Origin of the sequence: Pseudomonas sp. SED1 (assembly GCF_034044025.1) — a bacterium.
Lineage (GTDB): Bacteria > Pseudomonadota > Gammaproteobacteria > Pseudomonadales > Pseudomonadaceae > Aquipseudomonas.
Window position 1 is genome coordinate 11,439 of sequence record NZ_JAXCIS010000032.1, and the last position, 16,035, is coordinate 27,473.

Annotated in this window: 13 protein-coding genes; 5 read left to right on the top strand and 8 right to left on the bottom strand. The window is 62.5% G+C overall.

The annotated features are described in order from the left end of the window. The first annotated feature begins 52 nt into the window (after positions 1-52). The 5 genes from cobG to SNL23_RS04125 all read left to right on the top strand — a co-directional run bounded on the left by cobG (position 53) and on the right by SNL23_RS04125 (position 5,437). On the top strand, positions 53-1,354 hold the full coding sequence (gene cobG / locus SNL23_RS04105) for a precorrin-3B synthase (protein WP_167664862.1): 1,302 nt from the start codon (positions 53-55) through the stop codon (positions 1,352-1,354). Continuing rightward, on the top strand, positions 1,347-1,973 hold the full coding sequence (locus SNL23_RS04110; RefSeq protein WP_010174005.1) for a precorrin-8X methylmutase: 627 nt from the start codon (positions 1,347-1,349) through the stop codon (positions 1,971-1,973). The genes cobG and SNL23_RS04110 overlap by 8 nt, the downstream gene beginning before the upstream one ends. Then, on the top strand, positions 1,973-2,704 hold the full coding sequence (locus SNL23_RS04115; RefSeq protein ID WP_088424735.1) for a precorrin-2 C(20)-methyltransferase: 732 nt from the start codon (positions 1,973-1,975) through the stop codon (positions 2,702-2,704). The genes SNL23_RS04110 and SNL23_RS04115 overlap by 1 nt, the downstream gene beginning before the upstream one ends. Next, positions 2,704-4,344, top strand: coding sequence for a precorrin-3B C(17)-methyltransferase (gene cobJ, locus SNL23_RS04120; RefSeq protein ID WP_318301685.1), 1,641 nt, complete (start codon positions 2,704-2,706; stop codon positions 4,342-4,344). The genes SNL23_RS04115 and cobJ overlap by 1 nt, the downstream gene beginning before the upstream one ends. Positions 4,345-4,645: 301 nt before the next feature. Further along, positions 4,646-5,437 carry a hypothetical protein gene (locus SNL23_RS04125; protein ID WP_318301686.1) on the top strand — a complete coding sequence of 264 codons (792 nt, stop codon included), beginning with the start codon at positions 4,646-4,648 and terminating at the stop codon, positions 5,435-5,437. A 1-nt stretch (position 5,438) separates the two neighbouring features. Here the strand turns inward: SNL23_RS04125 and SNL23_RS04130 are convergent, their stop codons facing one another. The 8 genes from SNL23_RS04130 to prmA form a co-directional block, all read right to left on the bottom strand. Beyond that, on the bottom strand, positions 5,439-6,035 hold the full coding sequence (locus SNL23_RS04130; RefSeq protein WP_318301687.1) for a MarC family protein: 597 nt from the start codon (positions 6,033-6,035) through the stop codon (positions 5,439-5,441). Between the two features lie 184 nt (positions 6,036-6,219). Next, positions 6,220-8,997 (bottom strand): hybrid sensor histidine kinase/response regulator, encoded by a 2,778-nt coding sequence (locus tag SNL23_RS04135; RefSeq protein ID WP_318301688.1) that lies wholly within the window; start codon positions 8,995-8,997, stop codon positions 6,220-6,222. A 101-nt stretch (positions 8,998-9,098) separates the two neighbouring features. After that, positions 9,099-10,391 (bottom strand): phosphoribosylamine--glycine ligase, encoded by a 1,293-nt coding sequence (gene purD, locus SNL23_RS04140; protein ID WP_003217326.1) that lies wholly within the window; start codon positions 10,389-10,391, stop codon positions 9,099-9,101. 148 nt (positions 10,392-10,539) lie between these two features. Continuing rightward, on the bottom strand, positions 10,540-12,147 hold the full coding sequence (gene purH / locus SNL23_RS04145) for a bifunctional phosphoribosylaminoimidazolecarboxamide formyltransferase/IMP cyclohydrolase (protein WP_318301689.1): 1,608 nt from the start codon (positions 12,145-12,147) through the stop codon (positions 10,540-10,542). An 81-nt stretch (positions 12,148-12,228) separates the two neighbouring features. Next, complete coding sequence (fis, locus tag SNL23_RS04150; RefSeq protein ID WP_003186237.1) at positions 12,229-12,549, bottom strand: DNA-binding transcriptional regulator Fis; 321 nt, start codon at positions 12,547-12,549, stop codon at positions 12,229-12,231. After that, entirely contained in the window at positions 12,546-13,559 is a 1,014-nt protein-coding gene (gene dusB / locus SNL23_RS04155) for a tRNA dihydrouridine synthase DusB (RefSeq protein WP_076017982.1), read from the bottom strand. Before dusB ends, fis begins: the two co-directional genes overlap by 4 nt. A gap of 185 nt (positions 13,560-13,744) precedes the next feature. Further along, a complete protein-coding gene (locus SNL23_RS04160) occupies positions 13,745-15,019 on the bottom strand; it encodes a DUF3426 domain-containing protein (RefSeq protein WP_318301690.1) in 1,275 nt (424 codons plus the stop codon). Between the two features lie 30 nt (positions 15,020-15,049). Next, a complete protein-coding gene (gene prmA / locus SNL23_RS04165) occupies positions 15,050-15,928 on the bottom strand; it encodes a 50S ribosomal protein L11 methyltransferase (RefSeq protein WP_017478425.1) in 879 nt (292 codons plus the stop codon). Between the last annotated feature and the right edge of the window lie 107 nt (positions 15,929-16,035).

The following is a 16,035-nucleotide window of genomic DNA, read 5'->3' on the forward strand; positions in this document are numbered from 1 at the left end:
GCCGGACAAAGCAGGCATAATACCGCGCCTTTACCCGTGAACCGGTAGCCCTGTGAAACCAACACCACTGTCCAATACCTTGCGCCCCTCGGCCTGTCCGGGGTTGCTGCGTATTGTCCAGGCGTTGGACGGCGGGATTTGCCGGATCAAGCTGGCCGGTGGTTCGATCCGCGCCGAGCAGGCATTTGCCGTGGCTGATGCGGCCCAGGCCCATGCCGGCGGTGTGATCGAGGCAACCAACCGCGCCAACCTGCAAATTCGCGGAATAGGCGCCGGGCACGACGCATTGATCGTCGCCTTGCTGGCGGCTGACCTGGGCCCCAGGAGCGCCGCCGGTGACGATGTGCGCAATCTGATGCTCAGCCCCAGCGCCGGGATTGACCGCGAGATGTTGTTCGACACACGGCCGCTGGCCGACGAAATCCTTACCACCCTGGAAACCCACCCGCGATTCCATGAACTGTCGGCCAAGTTCGCCGTACAACTGGACGGCGGTGAAGCGCTGGCAATGCTCGAACATCATCACGACCTGTGGCTGTCGGCATTCGACGCCAACGGCGAGACGCTGTTGGCGTTCGGCCTGGCAGGCTGCCCGGCGCAGGACTCGCCGTTGGCCGCCGTGCCTTTGGCGCAAGGGCATGCACTGGTGGTGGCGGTTCTGGAGCTGTTCCTTGAACTGGCCCGGCCCGATCAAACCCGGATGCGCCACCTGCTGGCCGAAACCGCTGTGGATAACTTTATCGAGCGACTAAACCTGCCCTTGCAGCCGGTTGAAGGCTTTTCAAGGCGCCCCAACTCCGCGCCGCTGCACCTGGGAAGTTATCCACAGCGCCAAAAAAACCAGGTCTACGTCGCCGCCGTCGCACCCTTGGGCCGCCTGGATTCGGCGATGCTCAGGGGCGCCGCACAATTGGCTGTCGACCATGGCGACGCCACCCTGCGTGTCACGCCATGGCAGGGCCTGCTGCTGCCCAATATCCGTGACGCGGCGGCGGTCATTGAGCGCCTCGAACGGCTTGGCTTTTTGTGCTCGGTGGACCAACCCCTGGCGCGCCTGATCGCCTGCACCGGCTCCAGTGGGTGCGCCAAAGGCCTGGCCGACACCAAGACCGACGCCCTGCAATTGGCAACGCTCGCGCCCGGCCACAGCGTGCACCTGTCCGGCTGCCCGCGGTCCTGCGCGGCCGCACACACCGCGCCCGTCACCTTGCTGGCCGTGAGCCCAGGCCACTACGACCTCTATTTTCGCGACGCAGGCCAGCCCGGTTTCGGCCGCCTGCGCGCGCGCACTCTTTCTATTGAAGCGGCGGGCGCCTTGTTGCGCGCCCACCCACGGAGCAACACCGATGATTGATTACATCCGCGACGGTCAGGAGATCTATCGCAACTCCTTCGCGATCATTCGCGCAGAAGCCAAGCTGGATCGCATTCCTGCCGACCTGGAAAAGCTCGCCGTGCGGGTGATTCATGCTTGCGGCATGGTCGACGCCATCGACGGCCTGCAATTTTCCGAAGGTGCCGGCAAGGCCGGGCGTGAAGCCCTGGCCGCCGGTGCGCCGATCCTGTGTGATGCGCGGATGGTCTCCGAAGGCGTGACCCGTACGCGCCTGCCGGCCAATAATCAGGTGATCTGCACCCTGCGCGATGACAGCGTGCCGGAGTTGGCCCGCGAGCTGGGCAACACCCGTTCCGCCGCCGCCCTGGAGCTGTGGCGCCCGCACCTGGAAGGCAGCGTGGTGGTGATCGGCAATGCGCCGACAGCGCTGTTCTACCTGCTGGAAATGCTCGACGCCGGCGCGCCAAAACCTGCACTGATCCTCGGTTTCCCGGTGGGCTTTGTCGGCGCCGCCGAATCCAAGGCGATGCTGGCGGCAGACAGCCGCGGCGTACCGTTCGTGATCATGCAAGGCCGCCTGGGCGGCAGTGCGATGGCCGCCGCCGCGGTCAACGCCTTGGCCACGGAGGTCGAATAATGCCGGCACGCGGACGTTTGATTGGCCTGGGCGTAGGCCCCGGTGACCCGGAACTCATCACCCTCAAGGCCCTGCGCCTGCTGCGCGAATCGCCGGTGGTGGCGTACTTCGTGGCCAAGGGCAAGAAGGGCAACGCTTTCGGCATTATTGAAGACCATTTGGTGCCACAGCAAACCCTGATGCCGCTGGTGTACCCGGTGACCACTGAAGTGTTGCCGGCGCCGCTGTCGTACGAGCAAGTGATCAGCGATTTCTATGACACCGCCAGTGTCGACGTGGCCGCACATCTGGACGCCGGGCGCGATGTGGCAGTGATCTGCGAAGGCGATCCGTTCTTCTACGGCTCCTACATGTATTTGCATGACCGCCTGGCCGAGCGCTATGAAGCCCAGGTGATCCCGGGCGTGTGCTCGATGCTCGGCGGCGCGTCCGTGCTGGGTGCGCCGCTGGTGTATCGCAACCAGAGCCTGTCGGTGCTTTCCGGCGTATTGCCCCATGACGAACTCAAGCGTCGCCTGGCGGATGCCGATGCGGCGGTGATCATGAAGCTGGGGCGCAACTTCACCAAGGTGCGTCAGGTGCTTGAAGAGTTGGGGCTGGCGAGCCGGGCTTTGTACGTCGAGCGCGCGACCATGGCCAATCAGAAAATCGTCGCCCTGAGCGACGTCGATCCAACCTCTTCGCCGTACTTCTCGCTGATCATCGTTCCCGGCGAAAGGTGGCAAGGCTGATGAAGGCTCCCGCGATTGTCATTCTGGGGCAGGGCAGCCTCGCCACTGCCCGGGCTATCCAGCAGGTGTATCCCGACGCACTGATCCACGGCCTGGCCGGACGGGTCGAGGGCGCAGACCAGGCCTATAACGAATTTGGCGCCACCGTGCGCCAGTTGTATCAACAGGGCACGCCGATCATCGCGTTGTGCGCCGCCGGGATTGTGATCCGCACCCTCGCGCCGCTGCTGCTGGAGAAGGGCGTCGAGCCTGCCGTGCTGGCGGTTGCCGAAGACGGCAGCGCCGTAGTGCCGCTGCTTGGTGGCCTGGGTGGCGTGAATGTAATGGCGCGGGAAATCGCCGCCGCCTTGGGTGTTGCCGCCGCGATCACCACCAGTGGCGAACTGCGTTTCGGCACCTGCCTGCTCAACCCGCCCAGCGGTTATCAGCTCGGCGATCTGGAGCTCGGCAAGCGCTTTGTTTCCGACTTGCTGGCTGGCGAATCGGTACGTATTGAAGGCGCGGCGCCGTGGCTGGATCAGGCCAACTTACCGCAAGATCAGCAGGCGCGTCTGGCGATTCACGTCGGCAGTGCCGAGCGCACGCCTGCAGCCAATGAGTTGCTGATTTATCCGAAGAACGTGTTGGTCACCTGCCAGCCGGGGCCGCAATTGGCCGCGCGCATTCGTGCGGCGTTGCAGGATGCGGGGCTCGCCGTGCAGTCCCTGGCGGTTTTGCTGGCGGCTGAAACCGAGATGGCCGATTCGTCTTTGCATGAAGCTTCAATCGAGTTGGGCGTGCCGTTGCGCTTCGCCGGTTTGCCGACCCAAACGGACATCGCAATCACGGTGGCCGATGCACCTCTGGACCTGTCCCAGGTCGGACGTCCCCGTGGCCGCCTGGCGGTCATCGGTTTGGGCCCTGGCGCTGCCGAACTGATGGTGCCGGCGGTAAAGGCCGAACTGGCCCGCTGCACCGACGTGCTGGGTTACGAAACCTACGTACGCATGGCCGGGCCGTTCCGCCCGGATCAAATCCAGCACTGCACCGACAACCGCGAAGAAATGCAGCGCGCCCGTCACGCCTTTGAGCTGGCGGCGCAGGGGCGTTCGGTGGTGGTGGTGTCCTCGGGTGACCCTGGCGTATTCGCCATGGCGGCTGCGGTGATCGAGGCCCTGCACGAGTCCAGCGACCCGGCCTGGCATCAGGTCGACCTGGAGATTCTGCCGGGTGTTTCGGCATCCCTCGCCACGGCGGCACAGGCGGGGGCGCCGCTGGGGCATGACTTCTGCGTGATGTCGCTGTCGGACAACCTCAAGCCCTGGTCGATCATCGAGAAGCGTCTGGACCTGGCTTCCCAGGCCGACCTGGCGTTGGCGTTCTACAACCCGATTTCCCGTGCTCGGCCCTGGCAGTTGGGGCGCGCCCTGGAGATCGTCGCGCAGCATCGCACGGCCGAAACGCCGGTGGTGCTGGGCCGTGATATCGGTCGCCCGGGCCAGACCTTGCGCGTCACAACGCTGGGGCAACTGACGCCGGACCAGGTGGACATGCGCACCATGGTGCTGATCGGTTCGTCCACCACCTGCGTATTTCCCCGGGCCGGTGGTGGCGAGTGGGTGTACACGCCACGTTGGTATGGCGATAAGCCGGCCTCCTGAAAAAGGGTGGCCCCGCAACGGGGCTGCCTTGAAAAAGTCATCAGGTGATGGAAGAAAGGTCTGCTTGCCGAGTGCTTTTTGCGTCGGGACGGGTCATACCTTTCTCTACTGATTGAAGAAAAATACGACGCCTTTGCGCACCACCGGTTCATCCCCAACGTTTACTCACCTGCGCCGCCTGCAGTGATTTTTCCTGCGTGTCGCCGCGCGTTCTGTCGTCAATTTCCAGCAGCTCAAAATCCCCGGCAACTCGACTAGTGTTGGCGTTGAGCCCCATGTTGGGGGTTATGGAGAAATGGATATGGAGCGAAACAACAGACGGATCAACAGCGCAAAAAGGAGGAGGCTGATTGCCGCTTACCGGCTTCCGGACGCGTCCAGCCTGCCGTCGGGTTTGAGCCCGGCGGTGCAGCCCGAAGGGGATGAGGAGATGAACGCGGCGGTGGTGAACAACAGCGTCATGTCGTTCGTGGAGGGCATGACGAGTCTCAACAAGGAGTACACCCGCAAAAGCTATTTGCTGGCGAGCAGCTACGTCAGCGATGTGTTGCGGATCGCCCGGGGCACGGAGGCCTGGTACAACGAATTCATCAACGTGATGAGCAGCCTTGGGTGGATGCCGGTCAGGAGCAGTTTCGAGCGGGTCTACACGACTCGCAAGGGGTTGTCGGTGCAGTTGGCGGCGCTGAACCTGGTGGCGGCCACGGTAGCCTCGACGTTCCTGTCGGGACCATTGATCAGCGCTCTGCCCAAACGGGTGGGGGAGGCTATCGAAGCCTTGAAGCAACTCCCGGCCTCATTTGAGTTATTCAAACGAAATATCACGACCCATGAGGGCGGTGATTTCGGCTTGGCGTCGTGCTCGGAAACGGCGGGGGAAGTGTCGATGGTGCTGGTGACTTACAGTTCCCACGGCGTCAGCAAGCAGTTGGGCATGCCGTTTCTGGAGTGGGACAGTGCGTCCGTTGAAGCCTTCAGTGGTCGCACGTGCCTGGTGCTGAACAGCTCGGTGGTCAACGAAGCCACCATCCAACTGCTGCGCGACAGCGCAGGGGACAAGGTCCGCCAGGCTATCGCCCAATACAGGATCTGACCTACGGCAACAGGTAGCCGCGTACACCGGTGAAGATGATTTGTGCGGCCAGGGCGCACACAAACAACCCCATCAATCGGCTGACAATCTGCAAGCCCTGGTCGCCGAGGATGCGTTCGATACGGTTGGACAAGTACAGCACCACGCCCACCGTAAGGCTGGCCAGCGCAATGCTGAGGATTGCGGTGATCTTGTCGTCCCAGTGCGGCTGGCTGACGCCCATCACCAGCAGCGCACCGATGGTGCCGGGGCCGACGGTCAGGGGGATGGTCAGCGGGACGATGGTCACGTCCTGCTGCACGTTGTCAGTCTGCACCGCCGATTTGCCTTGGGCCATGCCCAGCGCGGAGATAAACAGCACACTGCCGGCGCCGATGCGGAAGGCGTCGACGGTGATGCCGAACACACTGAAAATCACCCGGCCGAACAGGTAGAGCAACACGCTCGATACCAGAGTGGCGAGGGCCACTTTCCAGGCCAGGCGCCGCCGCTCCTTGCTGGAGTAACCGCGGGTCAGGCTGATAAAGCAGGAAAGCACGAAGAAGGGGCTGTAGAGCACCAGCATCTTCAGGTAAACGCTGAACAACACGTGGAGCATGGTGGGAGCTCACAGCGAAGGAGGGCGAGCGGGAGTTTATCAGGCCTGTGACGAACGGGCTGCACTGATCCCTTGTAGGAGCGAGCTTGCTCGCGAAGGTCGTTAACGATAACGCGGGCTTTCTGGTTTAACGCGGCGCTCTCAGGTTCTTCGCGAGCAAGCTCGCTCCTACAGGTTGGGCGTGTCAGGAAGTCGGGGCGTGCTCGGGGCGTTGTGCCCGCTGTGCTACCCAATACTCCACCAGCTCGCGCAACTGTGACAACTCCACCGGCTTGGCCATGTGCCCATCCATCCCGGCCTGGCGCGCACGCTCTTTGTGTTCCGAAAGAATGTGCGCCGTCAGCGCCACGATCGGCGTACGAATGCGCTGGTTGCTGACTTCCCACGCCCGCAGTTGCTGGGTGGCGGAGAAACCGTCGAGGATCGGCATTTCACAGTCCATCAACACCAAGTCATACCGCTGGGTTTTCATCGCTTGCAGGGCTTCTTCGCCATTGCTCGCGGTGTCCGGCTGCAGGTTGAGCTTGCCGAGCATGCCGCGAATGACCTTGGTGGAGATGCTGTTGTCTTCAGCCACCAGGATCCGGAAATCACTCGGCACCGTCACAGGCGCTGGCGCGCTGATCGCCTGCTGGCGCGGTTGCACGGTGCCTTTGCTGCGTTGGGTCAACTCGTCGGCCAGTGTGGTCTTGAGGGTGTAGCCGGCCACCGGTTTGGCGAGGATGCGTTTGATCCCGCAGTTGCGCGCGATGATCTTGCTCGGCGCATTGCTGATGCCGGTGAGCATGATCAGCAAGATGTCGTGGTTCAGGCTCGGGTCTTCCTTGATCTTCGCCGCCAGTTGCATGCCGGTCATACCGGGCATGTTCTGGTCCAGCAGCACCACGTCGAAATAGTCTCGCAGGTGCGCCTTGGTGCGCAGCAGCGCCAGGGCTTCCTTGCCCGAAGGCACGGCACTCACGTTCAGGCCCCAGGCCGTGCATTGCTGCACCAGCACTTTGCGGCAGGTGTCGTTGTCGTCCACCACCAGCACGCGCGCGCCCTTGAGCGGGCCGTCGAGGTCGGAGGTGGGATGTTCGAGACGTTCCGGGTCCAGTGGCAAGGTCAGCCACAGGGTGCTGCCTTGTTGGCTGCCACTCTTGATGCCGAACTCGCCGTTCATCAACAGGATCAACTGGCGAGCAATGACCAGGCCCAGATGGCCGCTCAAGCGTGTAGCAGACAGGAAATTCTTGCTGTGCAATTCGCTGTGCAGCAGGGCGTCGCGCTCGGCGGGCTCCATTGGCAGGCCGCTGTCTTGCACCGCAATGCGCAGGCGCGGTTTGCTGCTGCGCTCATCCAGCGCCACCACGATCAGCACTTCGCCTTCATCGGTTTTTTGCAGGGCGTTTTCCAGCAGGCTCAACAGCGCCTGGCGCAGGCGCGTCGGGTCGCCGCTGATCACCCGTGGTACTTGGGGCTGGATAAAGCTGATCAGCTCGACGTTTTGCTGCTCGGCCTTGGCGCGGAAAATACTCAGGCAGTCTTCGATCAACGCGTTGAGGTCGAACTGCACGTCGTCCAGTTCGATCTGCCCGGACTCAAGCTTGGAGATATCGAGAATCTCGTTGATCAGGGTGAGCAATTCGTTGCCGGCACTGTGGATGGTTTGCACGTAGTCGCGCTGCTTGACCGACAGCGGCGTGCCCAGCAGCAGTTCGGTCATGCCCAGCACGCCGTTCATGGGCGTACGGATTTCGTGGCTGATCTTCGCCAGGAACTCGGCCTTGGCGGCGATCTCGGCATTGCTGGCGGCCAGGTCGCGGCTGAGGCTGAAGTTATCTTCGGTGATGGCGCGCTGGCGTTCGCCCAAGGCCAGGCTCATCAACAGGCCGCTGAGGCAGATAAAACCGAGCAGGGTAACGATCAAGCCTTGGGGCGCTACCAATGTCAGGCCCAGCAAGGCCGGCAGGATAATCAGCGTGCCGATGTTGAAAATCACCATCGCCACCATGAACAGGCGCGCCGGGCGATACCCTTTTTGCCAGTGATAGGCCGAGACGAACAGCATGCTCAGGCCGGCCAGCGCCACCAACGCGTAGGTGATGATGTTCAGCGGCAGCGTATTGACGAACAACAGCAACAGCCCGCTCAGGACGATCAACAGGATGTCCGCCATCAACAGCTTGTTCAGCGGATGCGGGCCCAGAGGCGTAAAGAAGCGATAGGCGAACATCAGCCCGCACGGCGCCGTCAGCAGCAGGGCGAGGTACGCACCGGGGGTCTGTACCGCGTGCCAGTTCGGCAGCCACGGCCCGACCAGGTTGAGCAGCAGCGCCAGGCTGAGCAGCAACAACACTTCGCAGGCGGCGAGCCACAGGCTGCTGCGGGAGCGATGGTAGGCGTAGCGGGTCAGGTTGTGCAGGATCAGCATCACCAGGCAACCGAACAGCAACCCGTAGATCAGCGTCTGGTTCTGGTTGGCCGCCGCGAGTACGGCGGGCTCCAGGGTGATGTAGGGGCGCAGCTCGTGTTCCGAGACCATGCGCAGGTACACGTCCAGCGGCTTCTGGCTCTGGGGCATCGGCAGCATGAAATCGCTGCTGGGCAGCGGGCGCTCGGCCTGGGGCTGGCGGGTGCCGGTGGCTTGCTGCTCCACCAGGGTGTCGCCGTCGAGCACGTACAGGTTCAGGTGTGCCAGGTCCGGGGCGAATACCCGTAGCACCTGCTCGTGCTTGCCGGGTTGCAGCCTGAAGCGCACCCACAACGCACCGTCCGGTTGCGCGGCGGTAATCCGGTCCAGTTCGATGGGGCTGAATTGATTGATGTAGCGGGGCGAGCGGATGTCGCTCAGTTGCAGATCGGCCTGTTCATCAAGCAATACCGCCCAGCCACTGCCTTGTGCCGCAGCCTGGGCTGGAAACAAGCAGAGCAAGGTCAGCAGACTGACAGTGAAACCTATGGCGATCCTGAGCCAGCGCACGGCGAAATCCCTTCGTAGGTTGATGCATGGGTATAACTATGCGCGGGGCCACAAGCGTAGGGCAAGGGCCAAGGGCCCTGCCTAACCGAACGGATAGCTGTTTACTGACTTTCGCCACGCTCACGGGCAATGGCGCGGTAGCCAATGTCGGTGCGGTAGAAGCAGCCTTTCCAGTCGATCTTCGCCGCCAGCTTGTAAGCCTGTTGTTGGGCGGCATCTACGCTGCTGCCCATGGCGGTTGCGCACAATACGCGACCACCGGCGGTGACAACCTTGCCATCCTTGAGCGCGGTGCCCGCGTGGAACACCTTGCCTTCCAGCGTAGCAGCCGCATCCAGACCTTCAATCACATCGCCCTTGGCGTAGTCGGCCGGGTAGCCGCCGGCGGCCAGCACGATGCCAACGCTTGGGCGCGGGTCCCACTGGGCTTCGACCTTGTCGAGGGCCTGGGCCAGCGCCGCTTCCACCAGCAGTACCAGGCTCGATTGCAGGCGCAGCATCACCGGTTGGGTTTCCGGATCGCCGAAGCGGCAGTTGAACTCGATGACTTTCGGGTTACCGGCTTTATCGATCATCAAGCCGGCATACAGGAAACCGGTGTACACGTTGCCTTCATCGGCCATGCCACGCACGGTTGGCCAGATCACCAGGTCCATCACGCGCTTGTGCACTTCGGCAGTTACTACCGGAGCAGGGGAGTAAGCGCCCATGCCGCCGGTGTTCGGGCCGCTGTCGCCGTCGCCTACACGTTTGTGGTCCTGGCTGGTGGCCATCGGCAGCACGTTCTTGCCATCGACCATTACGATGAAGCTGGCTTCTTCGCCGTCGAGGAACTCTTCGATCACCACGCGCGAACCGGCTTCACCGAAAGCGTTGCCGGCGAGCATGTCGCGCACGGCGTCTTCGGCTTCGGCCAGGGTCATCGCGACGATCACGCCTTTGCCGGCGGCCAGGCCGTCGGCCTTGATCACGATCGGTGCACCGACCTCACGCAGGTAAGCCAGGGCCGGCTCGATCTCGGTGAAGTTCTGGTAGTCGGCCGTCGGGATCTTGTGGCGAGCCAGGAAATCCTTGGTGAAGGCTTTCGAACCTTCCAGTTGGGCGGCACCGGCGGTTGGGCCGAAGCAGTCCAGGCCACGGCTGCGGAACAGGTCCACAACGCCGGCTACCAATGGCACTTCCGGACCGACGATGGTCAGGGAAACGTTTTTCTCTGCAAAGTCCGCCAGCTGCTCAAGGGCCAGCACGTCGATGGCGACGTTTTCGCACTTGGCTTCAATGGCGGTGCCGGCGTTGCCGGGTGCAACGAAAACTTTCTGGACGCGCGGGTCCTGGGCAACTTTCCAGGCCAGGGCGTGTTCACGGCCACCGCTGCCAATGATCAAAACATTCATTTCAAAAACCTCAAATTCTGTAAGGCGCCGCTGGAGCGCTTTATGTGGGAGCGGGCTTGCTCGCGAAAGCGGTGTGTCAGTCGCAGGATATGTAGCTGATACACCGTATTCGCGAGCAAGCCCGCTCCCACATTTCGATCAAGTTGGATCAGTGGCGGAAGTGACGCATGCCGGTGAAGACCATGGCGATGCCGGCTTCATCCGCCGCTGCAATCACTTCTGCATCACGCATCGAGCCGCCCGGTTGGATCACGGCGGTCACACCGGCTTTCGCGGCGTTGTCGAGGCCGTCGCGGAACGGGAAGAATGCGTCGGACGCCATCACCGAACCCTGTACCTGCAAGCCGGCATGCTCAGCCTTGATGGCAGCGATACGTGCCGAGTTCACACGGCTCATCTGGCCAGCGCCGACACCAATGGTCTGGCGATTCTTGGCGTAGACGATGGCGTTGGATTTAACGTACTTGGCGACTTTCCAGGCGAAGATCAGGTCGTTGATTTCCTGCTCGGTCGGGGCGCGCTTGGTCACCACTTTCAGGTCTTCGCTGCCGATCATGCCGATGTCGCGGCTCTGTACCAGCAAGCCGCCGTTGACGCGCTTGTAGTCCCAGGCAGCGGCACGCTCAGCCGACCACTCGCCGCAGGCCAGCAGGCGCACATTGGCCTTGGCAGCAACGATGGCGCGGGCTTCTTCACTGACGGATGGGGCAATGATCACTTCAACGAACTGACGCTCGACGATCGCCTTGGCGGTCTCGGCGTCCAGCTCACGGTTGAAGGCAATGATGCCGCCGAAGGCCGACTCGGTGTCGGTGGCGTAGGCCAGTTCGTACGCCTGGCGGATACCGCCTTCAGCGTCCGGGCTCACGGCCACGCCGCACGGGTTGGCGTGCTTGACGATCACGCAGGCTGGCTTGACGAAGCTCTTCACACATTCCAGCGCGGCGTCGGTGTCGGCCACGTTGTTGTAGGACAGCTCTTTGCCTTGCAGTTGGGTCGCGGTGGCGATGCCGACTTCAGCAGGCTTGGCCTCAACGTAGAACGCCGCGCTCTGGTGCGGGTTCTCGCCGTAGCGCATTTCCTGGGCCTTGATGAACTGGCTGTTGAAGGTGCGCGGGAACTGGCTGCGACCTTCAGTGCTCAGGGTTTCAGCCGCCTGGTTCACGGTGCCCATGTAGTTGGCGATCATGCCGTCGTAGGCGGCGGTGTGTTCGAAGGCCTTGAGCATCAGGTCGAAGCGCTGGGCATAGGTCATGCCGCCGGCTTTCAGGCTTTCCAGTACGTTGGCGTAATCGCTGGCGTTAACCACGATGGCCACGTCTTTGTGGTTTTTGGCAGCCGAGCGAACCATGGTCGGGCCGCCGATATCGATGTTCTCGATGGCGGTCGGCAGGTCGCAGCCTGGCTTGTTGATGGTGGCTTCGAACGGGTACAGGTTAACGGCCACCAGGTCGATCGGCTTGATGCCGTGCTCGCTCATGATGGCGTCGTCGATACCGCGACGACCGAGGATCCCGCCGTGGATTTTCGGGTGCAGGGTCTTGACCCGACCGTCCATCATTTCTGCGAAACCGGTGTAGTCCGCCACTTCCACTGCGGCCACGCCGTTGTCCTGCAGCAGTTTGAAGGTCCCGCCGGTGGAGAGAATCTCCACGCCCAGGGCTTCCAGTTCCCGGGCAAATTCGAGGATCCCGGTCTTGTCGGAGACACTGATCAAGGCACGGCGGATCGGCAGGCGGGTAGTCTGGTCGGTCATTTCAATTTCCATCAAAAGCAAAGGAGTCAGCAAAAAAGGCGTCCGTTTTTACGCGGGCGCCTTTCTGGTTTGATTGAATGCTTACAGCAAATCGTACTGCTTGAGTTTCTTGCGCAGCGTGCCACGGTTCAGACCGAGCAGCTCACTGGCCTTGGTCTGGTTGCCCTTGACGTAGTTCATTACGCTTTCGAGCAACGGCGCTTCGACTTCGGAGAGCACCAGGTTGTACACGTCCGTGACGGCAGCGCCCTCAAGGTGGGCGAAATAATTGTGCAGCGCCTTCTCGACACTGCCGCGAAGGGTCTGGCCTTCTTCGCTCGGCGTGTTGAGGTGCTGTTTCAAATTGACGTTGTCGCTCACGGGTGTTGTTCCACTCACTAAAGTCTCGGTCATCATCGTCATGCGGCCACCCCTTCTCCGTCCCCTGTCACCAGGCTCTTGTAACGTTCGCTGAAGAACTCACGAACGTTGGCGCACTGTGCTTCCGTATCATCCAAACGATTGAAGTGGGCGCGAAACTCCTTGGCGCCCGGCAAGGTTGCGAGATACCAGCCCACATGCTTGCGAGCAATGCGTACGCCCATCACGTCTCCATAGAAGGCGTGCAGGGCGGCCAGATGCTCTAGCAGAATACGTTCCACCTCGATCAGCTCCGGTGCCGGCAAGGTTTCACCGGTACGCAGAAAATGCTCGATCTCACGAAAAATCCACGGACGCCCCTGGGCAGCCCGGCCAATCAACAAGCCATCGGCGCCGGTCGCGTGCAGCACGCGCCGGGCTTTCTCGGCTGAATCGATGTCGCCGTTGGCAAAGACGGGAATCGACACCGCCTGCTTGATCGCGGCAATGGTGTCGTACTCGGCTTCACCGGTGTAAAGGTCGGCGCGGGTGCGGCCATGCACCGCCAGCGCTGTAATGCCCGCCTGCTCGGCGATCTTCGCCACCGTCAGGCCATTCTTGTTGTCCCGGTCCCAGCCGGTGCGGATCTTCAGGGTGACCGGCACATCCACTGCAGCGACAACGGCATGCAGGATCTCGCTCACCAACTGCTCATCCTTCAACAGGGCCGACCCGGCGGCCTTGTTGCAGACCTTCTTGGCCGGGCAACCCATGTTGATATCAATAATCTGCGCCCCCAACTCCACGTTGGCCCGGGCTGCATCCGCCAGCATTTGCGCATCTCCGCCGGCGATCTGTACCGAGCGGGGCTCGGGATCACCTTCGTGGATCATGCGCATCCGCGATTTGCGGGTGTTCCACAAGCTCATGTCGCTGGTGACCATTTCCGAGACTACAAGCCCTGCGCCCAAACGCTTGCAAAGCTGACGAAAGGGCTGGTCGGTGACGCCCGCCATAGGGGCGAGGATCAAGCCGTTGTGCAATGTGTATGGGCCGATGCGTACCGCCGACATAGGACTTCCCTGTTGTGGGGCCGGATCATTAGAGTTCGAAAAAGGGTTGGCATGATACCCGCTCTCGATGACTGGATAAAGGCTGAATTGGATAAAATCTGAACAGTTATTTTCTTATCGCCGCTGGTTTGGTCAACGGCGGAGCAGTCAAGAATCCGCCGTCAAACCTTACTCCTTGGGCCGGATCACTCGGGAGAGTGGAAGCTCAGGCTGTAATTCACCGCTTTGTTGCCCGGGTCGAGGATGTCCAGGGCAATGTGGATCGGCGTCTGGGAGGGCATCTCGGTTACGCCTGCCAACTCGCCGCTGAGGTATTCGGCGGGTTTGAAGCGACGACTGGCGATCATATTCCCGTTCATGTCGGCAAAGCGTAGCTCCAACAGCGGGAACGGTTGGGAGAATGTCGCGCGGTTATAGATGATCGCGTCCACCACCAGGGCGCCAGCGAACTCCGGGTGGCTGCGCACCACCAGGTTGCTGCTCTTGATGTGGGCGATATCGACGCGTGATGGCACGGTGCAGCCCAGTTTCGGGCACAGTTCCTGGAACCACGGGCGGTAGGCGTCCTGGCGTGCCAGTTCGTCGAATTGGTAGGCGACGTATTGTCCCGCCAGGCCGGCGGCGGCCAGCAACACCAGCAAGCCCCAGAACAGACGGCGGCCCCAGCCGGAGGCGCGTTTCTGGGAATACAGGTGCAGCGGGTCGTCTTCCAGGTCCGAAAGCAGGTCGTCGTGGGCGCCGGCCTCGGGGCGAGGGCGCTTGCGTTTGGGCTGCGGGCGTTCCGGTTGTTCGGGTTCTGCCTCGTCTGTTACCGCGGTTACCGGTGGATCGAGTTCGTCATCGGTGGCGTTGGCGTGCAGCGCTGGTTCTTCGTCGGGCTCGACCGCTTCAAACGACATCGAGGGTTCGGTGCGCTTGGGTTTGGCGAGGCTTGCCTTGGCCGGTTGCGGTTCTTCGTCGGTGGGTTGTGGGGCTTGTGCCCGTTCATCCCGAGGCTCGCTGAACAGGCTGGCGGCCCATTGCTCTTCCTCGGCCTTGGCCGTGTCGCGGCTGGCGCTGAGGGAGTCTTCTTTTTGCCGACGGTCGGCGCCGGGTTGGCGACGATCTGCACCTACGGGCTGGGTGTGCTGAATCTCGCGACGTTCCAGCTTGGCCAGCTCTTCGTCGAGGTCCAGGTTATCCAGGTCAAGCTCTTCGGCGTTCCATTGCTTCTGGCTGATGGCTCGCGGTGCTTCGGGTGGCGGTTCTGCTGCTGGCGCAGGCTCTGCCGCTGCTGGTGCCGCTGCTGGTGCCTCGGGCACGGGCGCACTGGCGCGCTGCTCCAGCAGTTGGCGGGCGGCATTGAACACTTGCAGGCATGAGCCACAGCGCACCACGCCACGGGCCACGCTCAATTGAGCGTGGTTGACGCGAAAGCGTGCTTGGCAATGTGGGCACTGGGTGACGAAACTGTCGGTCATGCGGCCATCCGATTCATGCAGGCGCTCATTCTAGCGCCGACGACCACTGATGCGTACCCAGCCATCGCGGTTGGCGATCGGATCCAGCTCGAAATCCTGGGCGTAGGCAGCGGCAACATCTTCGCCCTGTTCGGCGAGGATGCCCGACAGCGCCAGGCGGCCGCCCGGCTTGACCAGGCTCGACAGCTGCGGTGCCAGGGCAACCAGCGGCCCGGCGAGGATGTTGGCCACCAGTACGTCGGCTTGCACCTGGGGCAATTGCTCCGGCAGGTACAGCGGGAATTTCTCTTCAGCGATGTTATTGCGCCCGGCGTTATCGCGGGAGGCTTCCAGGGCTTGCACGTCGATATCGGTACCGACGGCTTCCTTGGCGCCCAGCAGCAGGGCGGCGATGGCCAGGATCCCCGAACCGCAGCCGAAGTCCAGCACGTTGCAGTCTTTCAGGTCCTGGCCGTCGAGCCATTCCAGGCACAGGGCGGTGGTGGGGTGAGTGCCGGTGCCAAACGCCAGGCCCGGGTCCAGCAGCAGGTTGACGGCGTCAGGCTCGGGAGCGGCGTGCCAGCTCGGCACGATCCACAGGCGCTGGCCAAAGCGCATCGGCTGGAAGTTGTCCATCCAGCTGCGTTCCCAGTCCTGGTCTTCGATGATTTCGCTGTGGTGTTCCGGCAGTGGGCCGCCGGTGAGCAGTTCCATGTGGGCCAGTACGCTGGCGGCATCGGTGCCGTCTTCGAACAGGGCCAGCAGATGGGTGTGGGACCACAGCGGGGTGGTGTTGAGCTCGGGCTCGAAGATCGGCTGGTCTTCGGCGTCCATGAAGGTCACCGACACGGCGCCCACTTCGAGGAACGCGTCTTCGTAGGTTTCGGCTTGTTCTGGGCTGATGGCGAGACGGACTTGCAGCCAAGGCATGGCGGGCACCTTTGAAAAATGAGTGTGCAGCGGGGTAGGGCTGCGAAAGACGCGCAAGTTTACGCGAGCGAACAGCAGAAGACGACTGTACTGCTGGTGTACACGGA

What these genes read in the sequence shown, in the direction of transcription:
- SNL23_RS04110 (WP_010174005.1), top strand. Translation starts at nt 1,347, where the DNA reads ATGATTGATTACATCCGCGACGGTCAGGAGATCTATCGCAACTCCTTC.
- SNL23_RS04115 (WP_088424735.1), top strand. Translation starts at nt 1,973, where the DNA reads ATGCCGGCACGCGGACGTTTGATTGGCCTGGGCGTAGGCCCCGGTGAC.
- cobJ (WP_318301685.1), top strand. Translation starts at nt 2,704, where the DNA reads ATGAAGGCTCCCGCGATTGTCATTCTGGGGCAGGGCAGCCTCGCCACT.
- SNL23_RS04125 (WP_318301686.1), top strand. Translation starts at nt 4,646, where the DNA reads ATGGAGCGAAACAACAGACGGATCAACAGCGCAAAAAGGAGGAGGCTG.
- SNL23_RS04130 (WP_318301687.1), bottom strand. Translation starts at nt 6,035, where the DNA reads ATGCTCCACGTGTTGTTCAGCGTTTACCTGAAGATGCTGGTGCTCTAC.
- purD (WP_003217326.1), bottom strand. Translation starts at nt 10,391, where the DNA reads ATGAATGTTTTGATCATTGGCAGCGGTGGCCGTGAACACGCCCTGGCC.
- purH (WP_318301689.1), bottom strand. Translation starts at nt 12,147, where the DNA reads ATGACCGACCAGACTACCCGCCTGCCGATCCGCCGTGCCTTGATCAGT.
- fis (WP_003186237.1), bottom strand. Translation starts at nt 12,549, where the DNA reads ATGACGATGATGACCGAGACTTTAGTGAGTGGAACAACACCCGTGAGC.
- dusB (WP_076017982.1), bottom strand. Translation starts at nt 13,559, where the DNA reads ATGTCGGCGGTACGCATCGGCCCATACACATTGCACAACGGCTTGATC.
- SNL23_RS04160 (WP_318301690.1), bottom strand. Translation starts at nt 15,019, where the DNA reads ATGACCGACAGTTTCGTCACCCAGTGCCCACATTGCCAAGCACGCTTT.
- prmA (WP_017478425.1), bottom strand. Translation starts at nt 15,928, where the DNA reads ATGCCTTGGCTGCAAGTCCGTCTCGCCATCAGCCCAGAACAAGCCGAA.